Genomic DNA, 19,593 nt, shown 5'->3' with positions numbered 1-19,593 from the left:
GGGCGGGTAGCGCCGGGCGATGCCCGGCGGCCGTGGGCCCGGCCGGTCAGTCGGCGGCCACCACCACCAGCGCCGGCCGCAGCAGGCGCTCGTTCAGCAGGTAGCCCTTCTGGAACACGGTGACTACGCTGCCGGGGGCGGCGCCGGGGGTCGGCACCTGGCTGATGGCCTGGTGGTGTTCCGGGTTGAACGGCTGGCCGGTCGGGTCCAGCAGGACCAGGCCGTTGTCGGCGGCGACCTTCAGCAGCTGCTTGTAGGTCAGTTCCAGGCCTTCGCGCAGCGGATGGGCGTCATCGCCAGCGGCCTTCAGGCCGGCATCCAGGCTGTCGAACACCGGCAGCAGCTCGCCCAGCAGCTTTTCGTTGGCGAACTTGCGGGCCTGCTCGATGTCGCGGGCCACGCGCTTGCGCTGGTTGTCCAGGTCGGCGCGTTCACGCAGGGCATCAGCCTTGATCTGCTCGATCTCGGCACGCAGGCGCTCGGTTTCGTCACTCACGCCGGCCGCAGCCGCTGCATCGGCCGCGCTCTGCTGGGATTCGATATCGGGGTTTTCGTGGTTCATGTCTGGGTCCCTGGCGGTCACAGCCCGCCTCCACCCACCCTAGTGTGGGCGGGATGCTGCGTTTCAAGCGTCGGATGTGCCCGGGGTGCGCCCGGACGGCGAAAAGGCCGCGCCAAGCATGTCGGCGGTGGCCTGCACCAGCGGAATCATGCGGTCATAGGCCATGCGCTTGGGCCCGATCACCCCCAGCACGCCCAGTACCTGGCCGTTGGCGGTATAGGGCGCGGTGACCAGCGACACGCCCTGCAGCGGCATCATGCCGGTCTCTTCGCCAATGAAGATGCGCACGCCCGGGGCCTGGATGGTGCGCTCCAGCAGCTGCAGGATCTCGCGCTTGCTGGAAAACAGCTCGAACAGCTCGCGCAGCCGCTCCAGGTCGGACAGGTCCTGCACCCCCATCAACCGGGTCTGCCCGGCCACCAGCATGTCGTCGGCCGGCGGCTGCAGGGCCTGCTCGGCCAGCTCGATGCTGTGCGCCAGCAGCTGCTCCAGCTCGGAACGGGCATCGCGCAGCTCCAGCAGCAGGCGGGTGCGGATCTCGGCCAGAGGCAGGCCAGCGAAATGCGCGTTCAGGTAATTGGCAACCTGTTCCAGCTGGCCCGGGGCGAAGTCCTGGCGGGTCTCGATAACCCGGTTCTGCACTTCATTGTCGGCAAACACCAGGATGGCCAACACCCGGCGCCCGTCCAGGGCCACGAAATCGATCTGCCGGAAGGCGAACTGCTCGCGCCGCGGGGCACTGACCACGCCGACGAAATGGCTCATGGCCGACAGCAGCTCCGAGGCGCTGCCCAGCAGGGCCTGGGTGCTGCCGCCGCTGGCCAGTTCCAGCCGCAGGCGGGCCAGCTCGCCCTCGCCCGGCGGCTGCATCTGCAGCAGGCTGTCGACGAACACCCGGTAGCCGTGGGCGGTGGGAATGCGCCCGGCCGAGGTATGCGGCGAGGCCAGCAGGCCCAGGTCTTCCAGGTCGCCCAGGATGTTGCGGATGGTGGCCGGACTGACTTCCAGCCCGGCCACGCGCGCCAGCGTCTGCGAGCCCACCGGCTCGCCGTCCTGGATGTAACGCGCGATGAGCGTGCGCAGCAGATGGCGCGCGCGCGGGGCTAGCTGGTCGGCGGAACCGTGCATGGAATCAACCTGTGAGACACGGACACTAGATAATGGCGGCGCAGCACCTTGGCAAGTCATTGGACCACCCGGCCGCGCATGCTAGCGTTGCGCGGCTGCAGACACCCCATTACCCATGCTCAGACATCTTTCGATCAAGGATTTCGCCGTCGTCCGCGCCACCGAACTGGAATTCGGGCCCGGCATGACCGTCGTTTCAGGCGAGACCGGCGCCGGCAAGTCGCTGATGGTCGACGCACTGGGCTTCCTGTCCGGCCTGCGCGCCGACAGCGGCGTGGTCCGCCACGGCGCCGCCCGCGCCGAGCTGTCGGCCGAATTCGCCCTGGACCAGCTGCAGGCCGCCCGCCAGTGGCTGGCCGACAACGAGCTGGACGACGACGAGCAATGCCAACTGCGCCGGGTCATCCGCGCCGATGGCGGCTCGCGCGCCTGGATCAACGGCCGCCCGGTCACCCTGGCGCAGCTGGGCGATCTGGCCGCGCACCTGGTGGAAATCCATGGCCAGCACGAACAGCAGGCGCTGCTGGCGCGGCCGTCGCAGCTGGCCCTGCTGGACGCCTTCGCCAACAACGAAGAGGCCCGCCGCCAGGTGCGCCGTACCGCTGCTGCCTGGCAGGCGCTTGTGGACGAATCGCTGGCGCTGTCGCAACAGGGCGACGTGAGTGACCGCATCGGTTTCCTGGAACACCAGCTGCGCGAACTGGACCGCGAGGACCTGGAACCGGAATCGATTGCCGCCCTGGGCGCCAGCCACCGCCGCCAGGCCCATGCCAGCGCCCTGCTGACCGCCTGCCAAGCCGCCAGCAACCAGCTCAACGGCGACGACGGCAGTTCCGCGCTGGACCTGTTGCAGCAGGTGCGCCACGACTTGTCGCGCCTGATCGAACACGATGCGCGCCTGGGCGAGGTGGACGGCCTGATCGAGAACGCCTCGATCCAGCTGCACGAAGCCTTGTCGCTGCTGGACCGGGTGCACGATGACCTGGACGCCGACCCGGAGCAGTTCGAAGAGAACGAGCGCCGCCTGGGCCGCCTGCACGACCTGGCGCGCAAGCACCGCGTGCCGATGGACGAGCTGGGCGCGCAGCGCGAGCGCATGCATGCCGAAGTGGAACAGCTGCGCGGCGCCGACGAGCGCCTGCAGCGCTTGGCCGGCGAGATCGACAAGGCCGTGGCCGCTTGGCGGGTGCAGGCCGAGGTACTGAGCGCCAGCCGGCGCAAGGCGGCCGCCGAGCTGTCGGCCACCACCACCGGCATCATTGCCGAGCTGGGCATGGGCGGCGGCCAGTTCCTGATCGAGCTGGAACCGCAGGACGCCGGCAAACCCGACCCGCAGGGCGCCGAACGCGTCGAATTCCTGGTGGCCGCCAACGCCGGCCAGCCGCCGCGCGCCCTGCGCAAGGTGGCCTCCGGTGGTGAACTGTCGCGCATCTCGCTGGCCATCGAAGTGGCCGCGCTGGATCTGGACGCGGTGCCGACCATGGTGTTCGACGAAGTGGATTCGGGCATTGGCGGCGCCGTGGCCGACATCGTCGGCCAGAAGCTGCGCGCACTGGGCGAGAAGCGCCAGGTGCTGTGCGTCACCCACCTGCCGCAGGTCGCCTCCAAGGGCCATGCCCATTACCGGGTCAGCAAGGCGCCAGTGGAAGGCATGACCCAGAGCGCGGTGGAGAAGCTGGATCACAAGGCCCGCGAGGAAGAACTGGCGCGCATGCTGGGCGGGGTGGAAGTGAGCAAGGAAGCACGCGCGGCCGCTCGCAAGCTGTTGGTAGCGTCGAGCTTGCTCGACTGAGCAGGCGCATCCACGCATGGCGTGGATCTACGGGATTCCAGGTTCGTAGAGTCGAGCCATGCTCGACTGCTTCCGGCGTCAGGCCAAGAGCAGTCGAGCATGGCTCGACTCTACGGCCGCCGGGGTCAGGCCAGAGGCTTGGCCAGATCCACGTGTTCCACCAGGAAATCCAGCAGCGCGCGCACCCGCAGCGGCAGGTAGCCGCCCTGCCCCACGAACACGGCGTGCACTTCTTCCAGATCGCCGGGGTTGGCGTCTTCCAGCACCGGCAGCAGGCGCCCGGCAGCCAGGTCTTCGCGTACCTGGAAGGCCGCCAGCCGGGCCATGCCCAGCCCGCCCAGTACCAGCTGGCGCAGCGCATCGCCATTGCTGGCGCGCAGGTTGCCCTGGGTCGGCACCCGCACCTGCTGGCCGTCGTGCAGCAGCGGCCAGCCCTGCAGCGTCCGCGCATGGCCGATGTCCAGCCGGTTGTGCGACAGCAACGCATCGGCGTCGGCAGGCAGGCCGTGGCGGGCCGCATAGGACGGCGCCGCCACGATCATCATCCGCGTCGCGCCCAGTTGCCGCGCCACCAGGCTGGAGCTCTTCAGCGGGCCAGCGCGCACGGCCACGTCGGTGCGCTGTTCCAGCAGATCGATCACCTCGTCATTCAGGCTCAGGTCCACCCCCACCTGCGGGTGCGCCTGCAGGAAGGCCGGCAGCAGCGGCAGCAGGAAATGGCGTCCGAAGGGCACGTTGGAATTCAACCGCAGCCGCCCACGCGGCTCGGCATGGGCGCTGGCACAGCGCTCGGCTTCTTCCAGATCGGCCAGCACGCGCAGGCCGCGCTCGTAGAAGCTGCAGCCTTCCGGGGTCAGCTGCAGTTGCCGGGTGGACCGCTGCAGCAGGCGCGTGCCCAGCCGCTGCTCCAAACGCGCCACCAGCTTGCTGACCGCCGATGGCGTCATGTCCAGGCTGCGCGCGGCCGCGGAAAAGCCCCCGGTCTCGATCACCCGCACGAACACTTCCAGTTCGCCGGATCGGTTGATATCGGGGCGCGCCATGGTGAATCCCATTCACAGATGATTGTCCCTACGCAGTCTAGTTCACAGGTGGCGCAACGGCCACGCTGGCTGTCCCTTCCGAGGACGCCTGCCATGCGCCGTTACCTGCTTGCCGCCACCGCCCTGCTGTCGCTTTCCGCCCATGCGGGCCCCGCCCAGTTCCATTGGGTGGCCAGCTGGCAGGCCAGCCCACAGCCAGTCTGGGGCGAGGACTTCCTGTTCCCCAGCTTCGTCCCGGCCGACCTGCACGACCAGACCTTCCGCCAGACACTGCGCCTGAGCCTGGGTGGAGGCGCACTGCGGGTGGGCCTGAGCAATGCCCACGGCCGCCAGCCGCTGCGGATCGACCGGGCCAGCGTGGCCAGCCAACCCGGTGCGACGCCGCTGCCGCTGGCCTTCGATGGGCAACCCGGCGTCGTGATCGGCCCCGGCCAGGACCGGTTGAGCGACCCGCTGCCACTGATCACTGCCGATCAGCAGGCACTGCAGGTGAGTGTGTACGTGGCAGGGCCGACGCCGCTGCAGACCTTCCACTGGGACGGTCGACAGACCAGCTGGATCGCCCCCGGCGACCAGAGTCTGGCCAGCGCCCTGCAGGGCGCCAGCACCACCACCGCGCGCCTGTTCGTGAGCGGCATCGAGGTCGCGGCCCCGTCTGCGGCACGCAGCGTGGTGGTGATCGGCGATTCGATTACCGACGGGGCCAGCGCCAGCCTGGACGCCGACCAGCGCTGGACCGACCATCTGGCTGCGCGCCTGGCGCCGCATGGGGTGGCCGTGGTCAATGCGGGAATCTCCGGGGGGCGCCTGCTGCGTGATGGCATGGGCCTGTCCGCCCTCGCCCGCTTCCAGCGCGATGTGCTGGACCTGCCCGGCGCCGCCAGCGTGATCGTGCTGATCGGCATCAACGACATCAGTTGGCCGGGTACCGCCTTCGCCCGCCACCAACCCCGGCCGACGCTGGCCGACCTGCAGGCCGGCTACCGCGCCCTGGCGCAACGGGCCCATGTGCGCGGCGTGCGCATCATTGGCGCCACCCTGCCACCGTTTGCCGGCGCGCTGCCGGGCACCCCGCTGCAGGACTACTACCAGCCGGACAAGGACGCCCTGCGCCAGCAGCTGAACGCCTGGCTGCGCACCGACAGCCCGTTCGATGCGGTGATCGACCTGGACGCCGCCCTGCGCGACCCGGCGCAACCGTCACGGATGGCCGCCGCCTACGATTCGGGCGACCACCTGCACCCCGGTGACGCCGGCAACCGGGCCATGGCCGAGGCGGTGGATCTGGGCGTTCTGACAGGTCCATCCACGCATGGGGGGACGGGGGTCAGAGCCCTTTCCTGGCGGAAAGGGATCTGACCCCGGGGTCGGATCCCCTTGCGCCAGCAAGGGGCTCTGATCCCAGCAACGAAAAACCCCGGGCCAGGCCCGGGGTCTTCGCACATCTCAGCACGCGGGAAACCGTTACTTTCGCTTCTTGCGCACGTACAGCACCAGCGAATGCTCTTCCAGCTCGTAGCCATGCTCGGCCGCGATCTTGCGCTGCAGCTCTTCGATTTCGTGGCTTTCGAACTCGATGATCTTGCCGCTGTCCACATCGACCATGTGGTCGTGGTGACCGCCGCGGTCCAGCTCGTAGACGGCCTGGCCGCCTTCGAAGTTGTGCTTCAGCACCAGGCCGGCGGCCTCGAACTGGGTCAGCACCCGGTACACCGTGGCCAGGCCGATCTCGTCGCCGTGCTCCAGCAGCTGGCGGTAGATGTCTTCGGCGGTCATGTGGTGCTGGGCATTGCGCTGCTCGAGCAGCGCCAGGATCCGCATCCGCGGATGGGTCACCTTCAGGCCGACTTTGCGCAGGTCGTGGGTTTCCATAGGTCTCCGTTCATTGGCGATTTAGCGCCAGCTGCCTCGGATTGGGTCGCGGTGGCACGCCGGGAGTGTATCATCGGTTCGATTTCCCCAAACGCCCTTTCCGATGCGCAATCTCCTGCTGGTCGCCACCATCGCTCTGTCCACCACCGGGTGCGGCATCATCTACAAGCAACCGATCTACCAGGGCAACCTGATCCGCGAGGACGCCGTTGCCAAGCTGCAGGTCGGCCAGAGCAAGCAGCAGGTGAATGCGCTGCTGGGCACGCCCTCGGTGCCGGATCCGTTCCACGCCCAGCGCTGGGACTACACCTCCAGCGAGCGCGTGAACCGCCTCGGCCGTACCGAAGTGAAGAACTTCACCGTGTACTTCGAAAACGACGTGGTCACCCGTTGGGAAGGCGATTACTTCCCGGCCAACGACAAGGCCTTGGCCCAGCAGACCGTGCGCCAGTTCGGCCGCAATCTGCCGAAGGACAAGAAGAAGGGCCGCTGAGCCCCGCTGCACCGCGCCGCCTGGCGGTGGCGCGGTTCAGTCGCCGCGTGCGCGCTTGCGTCGATTGTCCTTGGGGTCGGCCAGCAGCGGGCGCAGCAGTTCCACCCGGTCGCCGTCGTGCAGCACCTGCTGCGGGCGGGCCAGCACGCCATGCACGGCCAGCGCCGGGCAGTCGGCACTGCCTTCCAGCGCTGCGGCAGCGACCGCATCGGCCACGGTGGCGCCCTCTTCCAGTTGCAGCTGGCGCGCCAATACGCGCTGCGGCCAGGCCAGCACCACCTCGACCTCGATCATCGCTCAGCCCTCGTCGGCCACGCGCACGAAATCGTTGACCATGCGATCGGCCAGCCCCTGGAAGCCGATGGCCAGCGCCGGCCCCAGCAGGCGTGAGCTGGGTTCGAATTCCAGGGTCAGGGTTACCTTGCAGGCATCCTCGGCCAGGGCATGGAACTCCCAGCGGCCGTGCAACTGCTTGAACGGGCCGTCGCGCAACTGCATATCAATGCTGTGCGGGCGCTGCAGGGTGTTTTCGGTCTGGAACCAGGTGCTGAACGAGCCCAGGCCCAGGTCCAGGCGGGCCACCAGCCGGTCCTCGCCCTGTTCCAGGATGCGGGCATCGGAACACCAGCGGAAGCGGCGCGGATAGGCCTGCACGTCGTTGACGAGATCGAACATGCGGGCGGAGGAATGTTCGACCAGGGCGCTGCGGCGGATAGTAGGCATAAAGACAGAACGTTTCGGCAATCGACCGGGCGGGCCCGAATCGGAGACAATACGGAAATGAGCAAGAACAGCGGCAAGGATAAAGCAAAGAACGCGACGGCCAACAAGACCATCGCGTTGAACAAGCGTGCCCGCCACGAGTACCACATCGAAGAGCGCTTCGAGGCGGGCCTGGCCCTGCAGGGCTGGGAGGTGAAGTCGATCCGCGCCGGGCGCGGCAACATCATCGACGCCTACGCTTACGTGAAGCAGGGCGAGATCTTCCTGATCGGCGCGCAGATCACCCCGTTGATCCAGGCCTCTACCCACGTGGTGGCCAACGACCGCCGCGAGCGCAAGCTGCTGCTGCACCGGAGCGAGATCGACAAGCTGGTCGGCAAGGTCGAGCGCGATGGCTACACGATCGTGCCCACCGCCATGTACTGGAGCAAGAACAAGATCAAGCTGGAAGTGGCGCTGGCCAAGGGCAAGCAGACCCACGACAAGCGCGATGCCGCCAAGGACCGCGACTGGGCCATCGAAAAGCAGCGCGTGATGCGCCGCGGCAACCGCGACGCCTGAAGCGCCCCGCCCCCGCTCGGCTGCGGCGCTTCAACTGTAGAGCCGAGCCATGCTCGGCTGCGGCAAAGGATCAGTCGAGCATGGCTCGACTCCACAAAAAGCGGGTCAACCGGCCAGCGTGCCCCGCCCGCCCAGGCGCGGCGCCAGCGCCGCATGCATCACCGCCAGGTGCATCACCACCGCCAGTTCCGGCGCATGGCGGTCATCGCCGGCGCGCCACTGCTGGGCCAGGCGCGCCGCGTCGGCGGGCAGCAGCGACATCAGCTGCGTATCGTCCAGCGCATCTGCCGCACCCTGCAACTGCCGCGCGGTCTGCCGCGACTGCCACACATGCACGCCCATGCTCAGGCTGGCCAGCGACATCAGGGTCAGCGCCAGCCCGTGCTCGAACCACTGCGCCAGCACGTCCGGCCCCCACAGCAGCGCCGCCAGCACGGCCAGCGCCGGCAACCGCCAGCCCAGCCAGTGCATGCGGCCACGCTGCGGCCAATGCACCACCACCGCACTGGCCACCAGCGCCGCCGCGGCCGTGGCCGGCAACTCACTCACCCAGGTCGCCGCCAGCAGCATCGCCATGACCGCCCACACCCACGCCGGCGGCACCGCCCGGCGCTGGTAGTCGGCGCCTACCGGCCCGACCAGTTGTCGCAGGCTGCGCTGTTGCTTGGCTTCGGTCACCCATTGTCTCCGTGTCGATCCTGGCTCGGATGGTCGCTGCCAGTGTGTCGCAATTTCGTGCCCGGGAAGTTAGCAATCCGCTATGACAAAGGCTCTACAACCTGTTGCGGATTGAAAAACCTGCGAAGGTGACGGTTCAGCATTTTTGCCGTAGCATTACAGGCGTTGGGCAGGCTTGTGCCGTGGCAACACGGAATCGGCCTTGTACCTTGCAGCACTGTAGAAACCGGGGGTGCATTGTCCCCGTTGCGCATTTGGCGCCACCTCGCGAAACCACGGAATTTCGAAGCCCATCAAACACTTATGCTTGATGGGCTTTCTCGTTGCGGGAGGCAAAATGGGCAGAAGTGGGCATCGATTGGCAGCGTTTGGTCAACTTCTTGGTCAACATTCGATGTTGACCAACACCATGATCAGCCCGCTGGCGGATCACCGAGCTGCTGGTTCTCGTCCTCGAGCTGCTTGATGACCAGGCCCATCACTCTGTGCAGTTCGTTGTTCGCTGGATTGACGCCAGCCCAAATGTCCTCGAATGCGGCAGCACCGCCGGCCTGAAATGCCGTCGTGATTAGGTTGACCACGTTGTTTAGCGGTACGGAAACCTCTGGCGTGTGGATACGTGCGTGTAGCGGGATCAGCTCCAGCGCGGACTTTCGCAGTTCCGCGTCAGCCTCGTCGGTCGACCGAGCCTGATTCCACGGCCTTCCAATCTCGAAGGATCTACGCTTCTCGCTTGCAGCCACTGTCGCTGCACGAACAAACCGAACCGCTAGTGGCTGCAAGGCAAGAAGATTGGCGCGTTCTGCCTCGAGCCGGCGTATGCGGAGTTGGTCATAGCGCTGCTCCCGACGCAGCTCCTTATCGTGCAGCCTCCGCCGCTTTTCCGTCACGTGATCCTGTAGCCACTTCAGCCCGAAGCCCAGAATCAGGGTGGCAACCGGTACCACCCAATTCCAGTCGCCTCCATTGTTCGTCACTGCGGTGGCCGCCGGAGGAGCCTTGGCCGCCGCCACGAAAAGAGCTTCCAACATCTTTAGCCCCACCCCCTGTGTCTGTGGACATCTTGCCTGAACGATTTGACGAATAGATCAGATGGGACGAAAAGTTTGCTACCCGTTGAATTCATGCACCGTTCACATGCTAGGATCGGCGTTCAGGTTTCGATCAGGGAAGAATGATGGGGCGCAAGAGCAAAGTCGTTATTGGGGTAGTCGTGCTCGGCGCGGCGGCGTCGCTTTACGGGTATTACGCGGCGACAGGCAGTGCGCCACAGGCTGAAGAACGTTCGGCGACAGCCGGCGAGGCCCTCAAATTCGAGGAGCAGCGCGAAGAAAGCCCAAGACCGGGAACGGGGACTTCACCAAGCAAGGATTGGGCACACCTCAGCTCCAGCGCCGCGGAATCGCGCTTCCTAGAGTTGCGTGGACGAGCGGAAGCTGGAGATGTCATTGCCCAGCGCCAGCTAGCAGAACTTTTCGAACGGTGTTCGGTTTTTAGCCTCTCACCTTCAAATATGTACTCGATGCTTGATGCATTTGCACGAGTCAGGGGGGCCTCACCTACCGCGTACGATGGCATTAAAAAGCGTTTCTCGACGGTTTGCTCAGGAGTCGACGGCGGGCAGGTGATTCCTAAAGATGCTTACATGACTTGGCTCGACAAAGCAGCGCGCCAGGGAGACCCGTACGCCAAAGTCGCCCTCGCATCAAAAAACTATTCCAAACTTCAGGCATCAGATTACCAGTCGCTGGCGCGGGACGTAGTCAACTCATCCGATCCAGAAGCGGTGTTTGCATTGGGGGACTTGCTCGCACTTGCACCGCAGGATTCTGATCTGGCGGAGTACCGTCCAGCCGTCACTGGCCCCTACGCCAACTATGCATGGGGAATCGCCGCATGTCGGATGGGAGCTGATTGCGGATCAGACTCTTATCGAATGGACTCGCTCTGCGTCAACACGGGCATATGCAACTCTGGGGACTATGAAAGTGCCATCCGGACGAATGCCGTACCGGCTGGCCAACAAGAATCGCTCGACAAGGCGATAGCTGAAGTGCAGAGAGTCGTAGGAAAAAAGCCAATCTAAAAATGGAGTTTTAAATGAGCCTTGTTTCTGGTAAGAGGAAGTGGAGTCTGCTTGGTCTGTTCTTTGCTGCATTCGTCGTAGTCGCAGCGACGGTGGAAATCAACGCGCGTGCGTATCCGTACAACCAGGTTGCGGCTGCGCAGGGCATATCGGCTTTCGAAATGGCCGAATTGCGTATTGCCGGGCTGACTGGCCTGGCTGGGATGCACCGCGCCACCTTCGGTATTGGCTCGCTTCCAATCGGAAGCACCATCAAGGTCACTTGGCCGGATGGATCGGTGGAAGAGGGAAAAGTGCTCTGCCTGAGCGGCACCGTGTGTGTGGAACCAGTGCCTGGGACCCAAAAGGAAGCATCGGGTGGCGGTGGCGGTGGTGGCGGTGACTTCGGCGGCGGCGGCGGTGACGGCGGCTGGTGGGGAGATGTAGGCGGCGGCGGCGGCGGCGGCGGCGGTGGTGGTGGCGGTGGGGTGGTTATCGTTGGTGATCCCACGGTAATCGGCTGACACGATCTGGATACTGGCAACGTGTGAAGAAGCACGTTGCCAGTACTTGCCTACGCTTCTCCCTAGTTCACCTACCCGGGACAGCTTTTATCGGCTACTGCTGTCATAGCAGCACTCAGGCGGTCAGATGTCCGGCAGTCCCAAGCGCCTCCGCAAGGCTGCCACGAGCACGATCGAGGTCCGCACCAGCGCGTGCTGGTCGCGGGTCAGCTGGTCATACATCTCCAGCACCTCCGGGGGGATCTTCCCTACCCGGCCTGCCTTGAAGGCCTCCATCGAGACCACCTGAGCCTTTTGGCGCTCATCTTCCATGCCCTTCTCCAGCGTCTGGCGGCGAGAGTGCCGCCCCCTGGATGCCGTGGGCCCCATCTCCAGGCCTCTTGCAGGGGAAAGAAAACCAGCACCACTGTCCATGGGCTGGCCGTTCTCCTGCTTTCCTTCTCCAATGGCCACCAACTGCGAGTCCTTCTTGTCCATCGGCTACTGACCCCTGTATCGGTAACGCCGGCACCAGCGCCGGCGTCTTCACATTGGTTCCATCCAAGCAGATCCGACGGGGGCGCAAAGTTGCAGCAACTACTCGCTGACCGCTTTGTTCAGGCGCGCGGCCAGCTTCGGGTTGAGCACGATGCCGGCCTCGGCCCTGGCGCTGTAGCGGGCACGGTTCTTGATGGCCTGCTGCAGACCGCTCGAGGTGATCGCCAGCTCCGGATTGGCCTTGTTGAAGGCGCCGATCTTGCTGAGCACCGAAGCCCGGTCGCTGGCGTCGCCGTTGCGCAGGGCCATGGCGAAGGCGTTCACCAGCGACTTGCGGCGGTCGAGGATGTGCTGCTCGTAGTTCTTCAGCGCGCGGGTGGTCTCGTACTGCCTGGACACCTTCTCCGGGGCGAAGCCACTGCCCTGCAGCAAGATCTGCCAGGGCGAGAGATCCTCGACGACCGGATCGCCGCGAAGGGTGTTGACACCTTCAGCCCCGTAGCGGATCGACTTCATGATGTCCTTGAAGCCCTTCGGCAGCATGGTCTCCACCCCACGCCAGATGTGGCCCTCGTCGACCTGCTGCTTGCCGACCAGCACGTTCTTCAGGACCCCGCCCATTGGCCCTGCGGCCTGCTCGAGCAGGTTGTTGAACATGCCGCGGCCGTCGAGCTCGCGATCGGCGTCGCGGATCCACAGGCTGTCCAGGCCGACACGGCCGGAAATGTTGGCGCCGGTCAGCTTGTCGGCCGGCCCGTGCAGCAGCAGATCCGCACCGCCCTGCCCCAGCATGCCGGTGAGGAAAGCCCGCAGCTCGGTCTCTGCATCCCACGGCTCTTCGTCATCCCCGAAGGTGGCCTGGATGCCATTGAGCGCCCCCATGATCATGCCCATCATCGGCAGGCCCATGGCGCCGGAGAACAGTGCGCTCATGCCCAGCAGGCCGGTCAAGTTGCGACGTGCCACCCGGCGCACTTCGGGGTCCTGCCCCTTGGTGGCCTGCCACACCATGCGCCCGAGCGCCCAGGTCATGTTCAGGCTGTACTGCCGGAACATCAGCAGCACCTTGGCGGTACCGCTCTGCATGAAGCGGGCGCGGTTGGCGTTGCTGTAGTCGAAGTGGGTGTCGAAGATGGCGTCCCGGGCGAACTTCACCGCCTCGTCGAATGACTTGCCGTCGGCACGGGCCAGGCGGTAGGCGGCCATGCCGGTCGCCTCGCGGTTGACCACCTCGGTCTTGTGGAAGCCCCAGCCGATGATCTCCATGGCCTTTCTCCAGGCTGGGTTGTAGCCCGTCATGCCACCTTCGGCGATGCCGGCGAGATTGTGGGCCTGCGTCTTCTCGATGGCACCGGAGGCTTCAAGCGCCTGGTAGGCGCGGAGCTCGTCGGGGTCGGCCAGCGTCCTCTGGATGTTGCCCACGGTGCGCACGGCGTCACGGCTGGCGGCCAGCAGGTAGTTCATGGCCTTGACCCCGCCGTGCCGTGCGGCCAGGTAGGGGTAGCTGACCAGGGCGGTCTGAGTCACGTTCACCAACGCCGCCGCCGGAGTCGCGCCCAGGTAGTAGGTAAAGCCGAACGACGAGATCAGGTTTGTCAGCGCCGAGTCGGTCGGATTCATGATCCATTCGTGCCGCTTGCCCAGCTCTTCCAGAAGGGCGTCGCCCGCCACGATCTTTCGTGTGTCGACGTTGGGCGATGCCTGAATCTTCTTCTGCGCGTCCTTCAGGTCGGTTAGCACCCCCTGCAGCTTGTGGGCGTATCGCAGTCGGGCCAGCTGGTGCGACCCGTGTTGCATGTTGTAGGCGAAGGCACGCACGGCATCAGGGTCGAAGCCAGGCACCGACTTGCGGTGGATCTGGTGCTTGCGCATCGACAGCTCCGGCATGGTCTGCAGGTACAACTGGTACACCTGGTCCTGGACCGCGTCGGACACGTGCGCCGTCCGCAGTTGGTCGATCACGTCGGCGACGAAGGTGCCGCTCGGTGCGTCGGCCGCCCTGCCCTCCATCTTCATTCCTCGGGCGGTGATGGCCCACTCCTTGGCTTGGAGGTCCTTCACGGCTCGGTCCAGCTCGTTCTGTGATTCGAACATCAGGAAAGTGCTTGTGCTGCCCTTCTCCGCTGCGACGAAGAACTTGCCGAAGCGCTGCAGGGGGAAGTAGACGCCTTGCAGCCGCGCGGATTCGAACTGCTCACGGATTTTGTTCACCAGCATGCGGCGGCTACTGTCGCTGATGACCTGGCCTCCAACCAGATCACCACCCTTCAGGTCCTCGATGCGTTGGATCAGGGCCTCTTCCACCGCGTCGGACCTGGCTCGATAGGCATCACGGAACTGGCTGTAGAACCTCCGCGCTTCGGGTGACAGCTGTGACCACTGCTCAACCAACGGAGCGTACTGCCTGCGGCGACGTGGTTCGACCTTCAGCATTGCTTTCAGCGCCTTCACTTCATTCATCATGTTTGTCTTGGTGTCGCCGCTGCGTTCCCTCATCTGCTGCTGGATCACCTTGATCGCATGTAGAACGTTCTTGCGGTTGACCTCCTGCAGACCCTGCCCTCCTGGCGCCTTGAATTGCAGGGGCTGGTGGCAGGAGCTCGAGCTCGAAGTGCTGAATGACTCGGAAGACCACGATGCACTTATCAACGCGATCAGCGCCATGTCGGACTTCAAGCCGAGCGCCCCCGACTACAGCGACTTCCAGATCACCGACGCTTGGGAATACGCATCGTCCCTGCAGCAGTACACGCTCCACTTCATCTGGCGCCTCTACGCGATCGCCCACGCGATCCGTGCCTACGATGACGCTGCCGGCGCTGCGGCGCCGATAGGCTTGCCCGGTGACATCGCCGCACCTGCGCCGCTGACGGAGATCGACCATGCGTAAGCACCGCAGAGAGGTGGGCGGGCACGTCGAAGAGCCCGTGAACCTAAGAAGCGCTAGATTTCTCTTTTCGGAGATCGGTCTTGGAAAAATCATGCGGCTGTGCACCCGAGAACTCTCGAATGTTCGCTGCCGTTTCCATGCAATAGGCGGAGAACTTCTCGACGTACTTTTTCAGGCTTTCAATCTGGTCCATCGATCCCGCAAAAACCTTGATCTCACGCGGGACATGGTCGGGTCGGGTCCTTACTTTCACCTGAGAAAGCAGCACTTGACAGGTATCGCTTAAAGTTCGGCTGTATCCGATCAGGACTGCAAGATCGTTACCAAGCTTCTCCGGCAAATAATGAAGCCTGTCTTCCGACTTCTCGGTACCGGGCAAAAGCGATCGCGCACCCAGCTGGAACGTACGCTCAAAGAAGGCAACGTCTTCATCATTCTTCGGTGTCCCTCGAGCCAAAGCCTCAATGCAATGTTGATGCAGGATGTAAAGCTCCATGGGCAGTCCCGAAACCTCGTGAACAAGCACTCGAGCAACTATGCGAGCGTTCCCATCCCTTACTCCAACCACTTCCAAATGCTGCTGCTCGGCAATTCTGGTCGCCTCAGCAGCAATCGAGGTGGCTTGGCGAGACGTGCGATAGGCGAGGACTGCAACGAATGTTGTCGCCACAACTGCTATGACACCGACCCCCACGGATGCCCAAGCGGCAATCGTGGATAGCAACGCCATCAGCACGCCCGCCCAGTCGGCCGCATTCCCTAAATCAGCTGCTAGCAAACATGTGCTCATCCGCGCTTCCTTATCACGGTCCGGTCGGAGGGATTCTCCCATGACTGCGCTGCAATTGCTCCACCGCTTGGCCACCGGAGACGACTTATGAGTAGCAGATCCCCTGCAGGAGGATTGCCGAGGGTCGGAACCCCCGCGAACCTGCGCCCGGTTCGGTTCGTCACGCTCAAGCAATTCGAGACGCTGACCGGCTACACGGTCGACGCGGTCAACTCGAAGATCAAGCGTGGCGACTGGCTGGAGGGTGCCGTGTTCATCAAGGCGCCGGATGGAAGAAACCTGATTGACTTGGAGGGGTACGAAGAGTGGGTAATCCACGGCAAGGCGGCTTCAGGCCAGCTACACAGAGCAGCATCGCAATAGACTTTTACTATCGGGGCAAGCGTTGCCGTGAGCGGATCAAGCTCGCCCCGACAGCTCGGAACCTGCGCTACTGCGAGAATCTGCTGGGGCAGATCAAGGTCGAGACCGAGAAAGGCACCTTCGACTATGCCACCCACTTCCCCGGCAGTAAGCGTGCGGTGCAGGTGGCAGGGAAGCCGGCGGCCCTGGATACCTTGGAGCAGGTGCTGACCCGGTGGCTGGCGCAGAAAGAGCCCGAGCTCGAGCACAGCAGCCTGATCGGCTACCGCCGCATCATCGAGAACATCCTGGTGCCCCGCTGCGGCGCGATCGCGCTGCGTGACTTCGACCGTATCGCGCTGAAGGAGCTGGTGGCCACGTTCGATGAGTCGACGTCGGCCAAGCGCATCAACAACGTCCTGGGCCCGCTCCGCGGCGCCTTGGATGAGGCCGTGGCCGACGACTTGATCCAGAGCAATCCCCTCGACGGCTTCAGGGTGAAGCGGCGTGCCAAGGCCAACGCGCGCGAAGAGGTCGACCCCTTCACGCCGGAGGAAGTTCAGGCGATCCTGGCCGCCTGCCGCGAGGACCAGGTCCGCAACTACTGCCAGTTCAACTTCGCCACGGGCCTGCGCACCTCGGAAATGATCGGCCTGTGCTGGTCGGACATCGACTGGCGCAAGGGGACGGTCAAGATCCGGCGCGCCTGGGTCATGGGCAAGATGAAGGCCCCCAAGACCGAGTCAGGCGTGCGAGAAGTGCAGCTGCTGCAGCCGGCAATCGATGCCCTGAAGGCCCAGCGTGCCCATACCGCCACCGCCGGCGAGTTCGTCTTCCATGACCCCAGGACGAACGCGCGGTGGGGGTCGGATCAGAGCATCCGCGCCGGCGAATGGCAGCGCGCGCTGCGCAAGGCTGGCGTCCGGTACCGGTACCCGTATCAGATGCGCCAGACCTTCGCATCACAGGCGCTCAGCGCGGGCGAAAACGTCATGTGGGTGGCAAGGCAGATGGGCCACCGTGACTGGACAATCACGGCGAAGAAGTACGGCCGATGGATCCCGTCGATGGTCCCCGATGCTGGTGCGAAGGCCGCGGCCGCCTGGACCTTATTGCCTGGCAAGATGGGCTAGCTCACACCTATGCTTTAGCAATGCGATCAACATCATCGTAATGTGGAGAAAGGCTTGGGAAACCTCGCGGTAATGGGTCGGGCTTCGCACTTCATCCGTCGGCCCAAGAGCCAGCCTTATGAGCACGGACCCGCCCCCTTCCGTACCCTTGTTCTCGGACTGCTGCAGCATCTGCGCGATGTGAAATTCAGAGAAATGGATAGCACCCGATGTTCGTCGATAGACATCGGGGATCCAATCTGCCAAGGGCTTAATCTGATCTATCAGCCATCGATCGCTAGCCTTTTCCTTTGCCCCACGAAGCTTCATATCCTTGATACTCACACCCGATGCGACACTCCTAGCAAACTCTTCCGCCGTCAGACCGGGAGTCTGCTCGGCCCAGTAAATTGCGTATGTCCTGGCCAAGGTATCAAGATTCAACCTGACAATGGTCATAGCCATTTGACCGTTCTTTGAGTCAACAGCTTGGCGGAACGCCATCTCCAAGGAAAGCGTCCTACGAATTGCCGCTAAGAGAAAGTGGCGCTCGCATTCCCTTTCCCGCTGAAAGGCAAATAGGCGCTTCGCGGCAGCATAGAGATCTGCTCTGATCCGTCGATACCAGCCCGAGCTCCCAAACTCACCCAAGTCCTCAATGGGCGCATCAGGTTCGCTGTCTAGCTGTCCGTCCAAACCGAGCTCCTGTTAGGCGGCCAACATGTCAGTGACGACGTCTTCGGCAACGAGCAGAGGATCAGAGTAGCTCTTCATCTCTACTCCGACCCTGCTGAATTTCCATGAGAAATCATCCAGCAGCTCATCAAACCGCTCGGCTGCCGCAGCTCCTGAATCATGTCGAACCACGTACATCAGCATCCGATCTCCTTGGTAGACACGCTTTGCAATCTGCAGATCGTTGTCTGCGCGCAAGAGCCTTAGCTCGGCATCCTTCCTTTTGGCGAACCTTGCCGAGACGATCGTACCGAGCGCCCGATTGGACTGGAGTGGAATATCTAGGTAGTGAGTCTTCCCGGGCTCCCTAACCTCGAATTGGTTCTCCCCGCGGATGATGGTCTCAGCGCGAAGTCCGGAGATGCGCCGTAGCTCGTCAAAGACGACACTTCTGATGGCGTCATTCGGCTCCGTCTTCAGCCACTTTCCACCGCGCTCTGCCTCCGCGCGCGGGCGGGCCAGCGGAACGGTTCGGAAAAATAGGTCATCGACAACTGCACGGGCGTTGGTTCCGGAGGCATACTTTTCCTCGCTGAGGAAGATGCCAGTTGCTGGTATCTCGAATCCAGCCGCCAACGCGTCACCGACGACCCTCACGAGAAACTGCGCATCGCTTGCCACGCTTGCGTCATAAAGACATTTGACCCTATCGAATGAGTCGATCAAGCGCACTATGCTCTGTCCATTGCCTGCCCTGAACCGGACGCCAAGGTTCAATACTTCACCTGTGGCCGCATGGCAGCCAGCGAATGTTCTGCCACACACCTTCAACGGCCTGGCCAGCACTCGAATTGGACGTCCTTAGTAGACTTGTCAGATTCATAGCAGCACCTGGAATGCTGTCTTGTAGTGTTTCGGGACGGAAGTTGCGCGCTGCTGCAGGAAATCCTTCACGTCTTGTTCCTCTAGCCCCTCCACAAGACGGGGCAGCCACTCCAACAGGTCGAGATCCGCCTTGGCAAGAACGGTTGCATGAGCCTCAAATGCGCTGAGAACTCCGGATCTGACTTTCGCAGGGGCCTGCTCGACGTCATGAGAGTCCCAAGCGGCGAGAGCCAGCTTATTCGTGTGACTCACACGAGCTCTATCCAACGGAACAGCCCACGCGTTCCCCGTACAGACCCGGCCGTGATCAATGACAGCATATTTCCCAGGCGCCATGCGGACGAGGTTTCCGAGATTCCGATCCTCATTGAGTACCCAAGCATCCAGTGCAACCACATCAACCAGCTTCTGCCACTTCTTTAGGTCATCACGAAGTGCTTCTAGTCCCGGCTCTTCTGTCCATCTAAAGGCCTGCTTTGGAGTGTTGCCGCCAACGTCCTCGACGCACCACGCCACGACGCTGCCGCTCGCGTCCTTCATCGGCCTGAACCCATCAGGCAGGTAGCCCGTCTGGGCATTCGACAACAACATGATCGCGGATCGCACCGGCACATCGATGTCAGCATGCTTCGCCAAGACGTAGCCGATGAGTTCATTGACGAGACCCTTGGGCGCGTCACCTTCGTCATAAACCTTCACATAGGCATCGACTGGCGTGCCAGGCTCAAACTCCACCCTCGCCTTGTGCGTGTTGGCGTCATAGCCGTCACCCGCCTTACCAAGGTAAGACAGGTAGCTGCTTGGTCCCAGCAATTGCGTGACCGACATGCCGGAGCTCCTTGCCCCTTAAGCGTCCGGCCAGAGCGTCGCATACGCTGCGATTGTTCAGCAAGTGAAGATGAACAGGAATGACTTGCCGCGTGACTGTTCAGGAAGATTGCCGTACCATCCACATCGTTAGGCGGGTTCTTGGTCAACATT

The 19,593-nt window shown here is 63.8% G+C and carries 23 protein-coding genes; 9 read left to right on the top strand and 14 right to left on the bottom strand.

The genetic code is table 11. The features are described from left to right. Positions 1–46: 46 nt before the first annotated feature. Positions 47–562, bottom strand: coding sequence for a nucleotide exchange factor GrpE (gene grpE / locus C1922_RS08390; protein ID WP_108749334.1), 516 nt, complete (start codon positions 560–562; stop codon positions 47–49). Between the two features lie 63 nt (positions 563–625). After that, positions 626–1,690, bottom strand: a complete 1,065-nt coding sequence (hrcA, locus tag C1922_RS08385) for a heat-inducible transcriptional repressor HrcA (protein WP_108749333.1) — start codon at positions 1,688–1,690, stop codon at positions 626–628. A 115-nt stretch (positions 1,691–1,805) separates the two neighbouring features. Between hrcA and recN the strand changes: the two genes are divergently transcribed. Continuing rightward, on the top strand, positions 1,806–3,482 hold the full coding sequence (recN, locus tag C1922_RS08380; protein ID WP_108749332.1) for a DNA repair protein RecN: 1,677 nt from the start codon (positions 1,806–1,808) through the stop codon (positions 3,480–3,482). 125 nt (positions 3,483–3,607) lie between these two features. Here recN and C1922_RS08375 read toward each other — a convergent pair whose 3' ends face one another. Beyond that, positions 3,608–4,525: a LysR family transcriptional regulator gene (locus C1922_RS08375; RefSeq protein ID WP_108751529.1), complete on the bottom strand. Its 918-nt coding sequence runs from the start codon at positions 4,523–4,525 to the stop codon at positions 3,608–3,610. Positions 4,526–4,618: 93 nt separating this feature from the next. On the opposite strand from C1922_RS08375, the gene C1922_RS08370 reads away from it, so the two are divergent. Then, positions 4,619–5,884, top strand: coding sequence for an SGNH/GDSL hydrolase family protein (locus tag C1922_RS08370; protein ID WP_108749331.1), 1,266 nt, complete (start codon positions 4,619–4,621; stop codon positions 5,882–5,884). Positions 5,885–5,989: 105 nt separating this feature from the next. Here C1922_RS08370 and fur read toward each other — a convergent pair whose 3' ends face one another. Next, on the bottom strand, positions 5,990–6,397 hold the full coding sequence (gene fur, locus C1922_RS08365; RefSeq protein WP_108749330.1) for a ferric iron uptake transcriptional regulator: 408 nt from the start codon (positions 6,395–6,397) through the stop codon (positions 5,990–5,992). A gap of 103 nt (positions 6,398–6,500) precedes the next feature. Here fur and bamE point away from each other — a divergent pair, with 103 nt between their 5' ends. Then, positions 6,501–6,890: an outer membrane protein assembly factor BamE gene (gene bamE, locus C1922_RS08360; RefSeq protein ID WP_108749329.1), complete on the top strand. Its 390-nt coding sequence runs from the start codon at positions 6,501–6,503 to the stop codon at positions 6,888–6,890. Positions 6,891–6,926: 36 nt separating this feature from the next. Here bamE and C1922_RS08355 read toward each other — a convergent pair whose 3' ends face one another. Beyond that, entirely contained in the window at positions 6,927–7,184 is a 258-nt protein-coding gene (locus tag C1922_RS08355) for an RnfH family protein (protein ID WP_108749328.1), read from the bottom strand. Between the two features lie 3 nt (positions 7,185–7,187). Beyond that, complete coding sequence (locus tag C1922_RS08350) at positions 7,188–7,613, bottom strand: type II toxin-antitoxin system RatA family toxin (protein ID WP_108749327.1); 426 nt, start codon at positions 7,611–7,613, stop codon at positions 7,188–7,190. Between the two features lie 57 nt (positions 7,614–7,670). On the opposite strand from C1922_RS08350, the gene smpB reads away from it, so the two are divergent. After that, positions 7,671–8,174: an SsrA-binding protein SmpB gene (gene smpB / locus C1922_RS08345; protein ID WP_065722998.1), complete on the top strand. Its 504-nt coding sequence runs from the start codon at positions 7,671–7,673 to the stop codon at positions 8,172–8,174. 105 nt (positions 8,175–8,279) lie between these two features. On the opposite strand, the gene C1922_RS08340 is transcribed toward smpB, so the two are convergent. Beyond that, positions 8,280–8,852: a hypothetical protein gene (locus tag C1922_RS08340; protein WP_108749326.1), complete on the bottom strand. Its 573-nt coding sequence runs from the start codon at positions 8,850–8,852 to the stop codon at positions 8,280–8,282. Between the two features lie 413 nt (positions 8,853–9,265). Continuing rightward, positions 9,266–9,883 (bottom strand): hypothetical protein, encoded by a 618-nt coding sequence (locus C1922_RS08335; protein ID WP_108749325.1) that lies wholly within the window; start codon positions 9,881–9,883, stop codon positions 9,266–9,268. Positions 9,884–10,026: 143 nt separating this feature from the next. Between C1922_RS08335 and C1922_RS20350 the strand changes: the two genes are divergently transcribed. Together C1922_RS20350 and C1922_RS20515 are read left to right on the top strand one after the other, a co-directional pair. Beyond that, positions 10,027–10,938, top strand: coding sequence for a hypothetical protein (locus tag C1922_RS20350; RefSeq protein WP_159091892.1), 912 nt, complete (start codon positions 10,027–10,029; stop codon positions 10,936–10,938). Between the two features lie 14 nt (positions 10,939–10,952). Continuing rightward, positions 10,953–11,441, top strand: coding sequence for a hypothetical protein (locus C1922_RS20515; RefSeq protein WP_199912238.1), 489 nt, complete (start codon positions 10,953–10,955; stop codon positions 11,439–11,441). 123 nt (positions 11,442–11,564) lie between these two features. Here the strand turns inward: C1922_RS20515 and C1922_RS08325 are convergent, their stop codons facing one another. Together C1922_RS08325 and C1922_RS08320 are read right to left on the bottom strand one after the other, a co-directional pair. Next, complete coding sequence (locus tag C1922_RS08325) at positions 11,565–11,918, bottom strand: hypothetical protein (protein WP_108749324.1); 354 nt, start codon at positions 11,916–11,918, stop codon at positions 11,565–11,567. Positions 11,919–12,017: 99 nt separating this feature from the next. Further along, positions 12,018–14,582, bottom strand: coding sequence for a PLxRFG domain-containing protein (locus C1922_RS08320; RefSeq protein ID WP_234413482.1), 2,565 nt, complete (start codon positions 14,580–14,582; stop codon positions 12,018–12,020). Between C1922_RS08320 and C1922_RS08315 the strand changes: the two genes are divergently transcribed. Further along, the gene (locus C1922_RS08315) at positions 14,581–14,808 is read left to right on the top strand and encodes a hypothetical protein (protein ID WP_234413481.1); all 228 of its coding nucleotides are present in this window, start codon (positions 14,581–14,583) and stop codon (positions 14,806–14,808) included. The two genes, C1922_RS08320 and C1922_RS08315, sit on opposite strands and share 2 nt — an antisense overlap. A gap of 43 nt (positions 14,809–14,851) precedes the next feature. Here the strand turns inward: C1922_RS08315 and C1922_RS08310 are convergent, their stop codons facing one another. Next, entirely contained in the window at positions 14,852–15,640 is a 789-nt protein-coding gene (locus C1922_RS08310; protein WP_234413480.1) for a hypothetical protein, read from the bottom strand. Positions 15,641–15,685: 45 nt separating this feature from the next. On the opposite strand from C1922_RS08310, the gene C1922_RS08305 reads away from it, so the two are divergent. After that, positions 15,686–15,961, top strand: a complete 276-nt coding sequence (locus C1922_RS08305; RefSeq protein WP_108749322.1) for an excisionase — start codon at positions 15,686–15,688, stop codon at positions 15,959–15,961. Next, positions 15,904–17,073: a DUF3596 domain-containing protein gene (locus tag C1922_RS08300; RefSeq protein WP_108749321.1), complete on the top strand. Its 1,170-nt coding sequence runs from the start codon at positions 15,904–15,906 to the stop codon at positions 17,071–17,073. The genes C1922_RS08305 and C1922_RS08300 overlap by 58 nt, the downstream gene beginning before the upstream one ends. On the opposite strand, the gene C1922_RS08295 is transcribed toward C1922_RS08300, so the two are convergent. The 3 genes from C1922_RS08295 to C1922_RS08285 all read right to left on the bottom strand — a co-directional run bounded on the left by C1922_RS08295 (position 17,050) and on the right by C1922_RS08285 (position 19,440). Then, positions 17,050–17,748, bottom strand: a complete 699-nt coding sequence (locus C1922_RS08295) for a hypothetical protein (RefSeq protein ID WP_108749320.1) — start codon at positions 17,746–17,748, stop codon at positions 17,050–17,052. The genes C1922_RS08300 and C1922_RS08295 overlap by 24 nt on opposite strands. A gap of 12 nt (positions 17,749–17,760) precedes the next feature. Continuing rightward, positions 17,761–18,453, bottom strand: a complete 693-nt coding sequence (locus C1922_RS08290) for a hypothetical protein (RefSeq protein WP_159091890.1) — start codon at positions 18,451–18,453, stop codon at positions 17,761–17,763. Between the two features lie 153 nt (positions 18,454–18,606). Continuing rightward, positions 18,607–19,440 (bottom strand): hypothetical protein, encoded by an 834-nt coding sequence (locus tag C1922_RS08285; RefSeq protein ID WP_108749318.1) that lies wholly within the window; start codon positions 19,438–19,440, stop codon positions 18,607–18,609. Between the last annotated feature and the right edge of the window lie 153 nt (positions 19,441–19,593).

The sequence above is a fragment of the Stenotrophomonas sp. ZAC14D2_NAIMI4_7 genome (assembly GCF_003086675.1).
GTDB lineage: Bacteria > Pseudomonadota > Gammaproteobacteria > Xanthomonadales > Xanthomonadaceae > Stenotrophomonas.
This window is presented reverse-complemented; position numbering and strand designations above follow the sequence as displayed.

Bases quoted from the DNA above. Each gene is read 5' to 3' on its own strand.
- grpE (WP_108749334.1), bottom strand. From the start codon at position 562: ATGAACCACGAAAACCCCGATATCGAATCCCAGCAGAGCGCGGCCGAT.
- hrcA (WP_108749333.1), bottom strand. From the start codon at position 1,690: ATGCACGGTTCCGCCGACCAGCTAGCCCCGCGCGCGCGCCATCTGCTG.
- recN (WP_108749332.1), top strand. From the start codon at position 1,806: ATGCTCAGACATCTTTCGATCAAGGATTTCGCCGTCGTCCGCGCCACC.
- C1922_RS08375 (WP_108751529.1), bottom strand. From the start codon at position 4,525: ATGGCGCGCCCCGATATCAACCGATCCGGCGAACTGGAAGTGTTCGTG.
- C1922_RS08370 (WP_108749331.1), top strand. From the start codon at position 4,619: ATGCGCCGTTACCTGCTTGCCGCCACCGCCCTGCTGTCGCTTTCCGCC.
- fur (WP_108749330.1), bottom strand. From the start codon at position 6,397: ATGGAAACCCACGACCTGCGCAAAGTCGGCCTGAAGGTGACCCATCCG.
- bamE (WP_108749329.1), top strand. From the start codon at position 6,501: ATGCGCAATCTCCTGCTGGTCGCCACCATCGCTCTGTCCACCACCGGG.
- C1922_RS08355 (WP_108749328.1), bottom strand. From the start codon at position 7,184: ATGATCGAGGTCGAGGTGGTGCTGGCCTGGCCGCAGCGCGTATTGGCG.
- C1922_RS08350 (WP_108749327.1), bottom strand. From the start codon at position 7,613: ATGCCTACTATCCGCCGCAGCGCCCTGGTCGAACATTCCTCCGCCCGC.
- smpB (WP_065722998.1), top strand. From the start codon at position 7,671: ATGAGCAAGAACAGCGGCAAGGATAAAGCAAAGAACGCGACGGCCAAC.
- C1922_RS08335 (WP_108749325.1), bottom strand. From the start codon at position 9,883: ATGTTGGAAGCTCTTTTCGTGGCGGCGGCCAAGGCTCCTCCGGCGGCC.
- C1922_RS20350 (WP_159091892.1), top strand. From the start codon at position 10,027: ATGATGGGGCGCAAGAGCAAAGTCGTTATTGGGGTAGTCGTGCTCGGC.
- C1922_RS20515 (WP_199912238.1), top strand. From the start codon at position 10,953: ATGAGCCTTGTTTCTGGTAAGAGGAAGTGGAGTCTGCTTGGTCTGTTC.
- C1922_RS08325 (WP_108749324.1), bottom strand. From the start codon at position 11,918: ATGGACAAGAAGGACTCGCAGTTGGTGGCCATTGGAGAAGGAAAGCAG.
- C1922_RS08315 (WP_234413481.1), top strand. From the start codon at position 14,581: ATGTCGGACTTCAAGCCGAGCGCCCCCGACTACAGCGACTTCCAGATC.
- C1922_RS08320 (WP_234413482.1), bottom strand. From the start codon at position 14,582: ATGGCGCTGATCGCGTTGATAAGTGCATCGTGGTCTTCCGAGTCATTC.
- C1922_RS08310 (WP_234413480.1), bottom strand. From the start codon at position 15,640: ATGGGAGAATCCCTCCGACCGGACCGTGATAAGGAAGCGCGGATGAGC.
- C1922_RS08305 (WP_108749322.1), top strand. From the start codon at position 15,686: ATGAGTAGCAGATCCCCTGCAGGAGGATTGCCGAGGGTCGGAACCCCC.
- C1922_RS08285 (WP_108749318.1), bottom strand. From the start codon at position 19,440: ATGTCGGTCACGCAATTGCTGGGACCAAGCAGCTACCTGTCTTACCTT.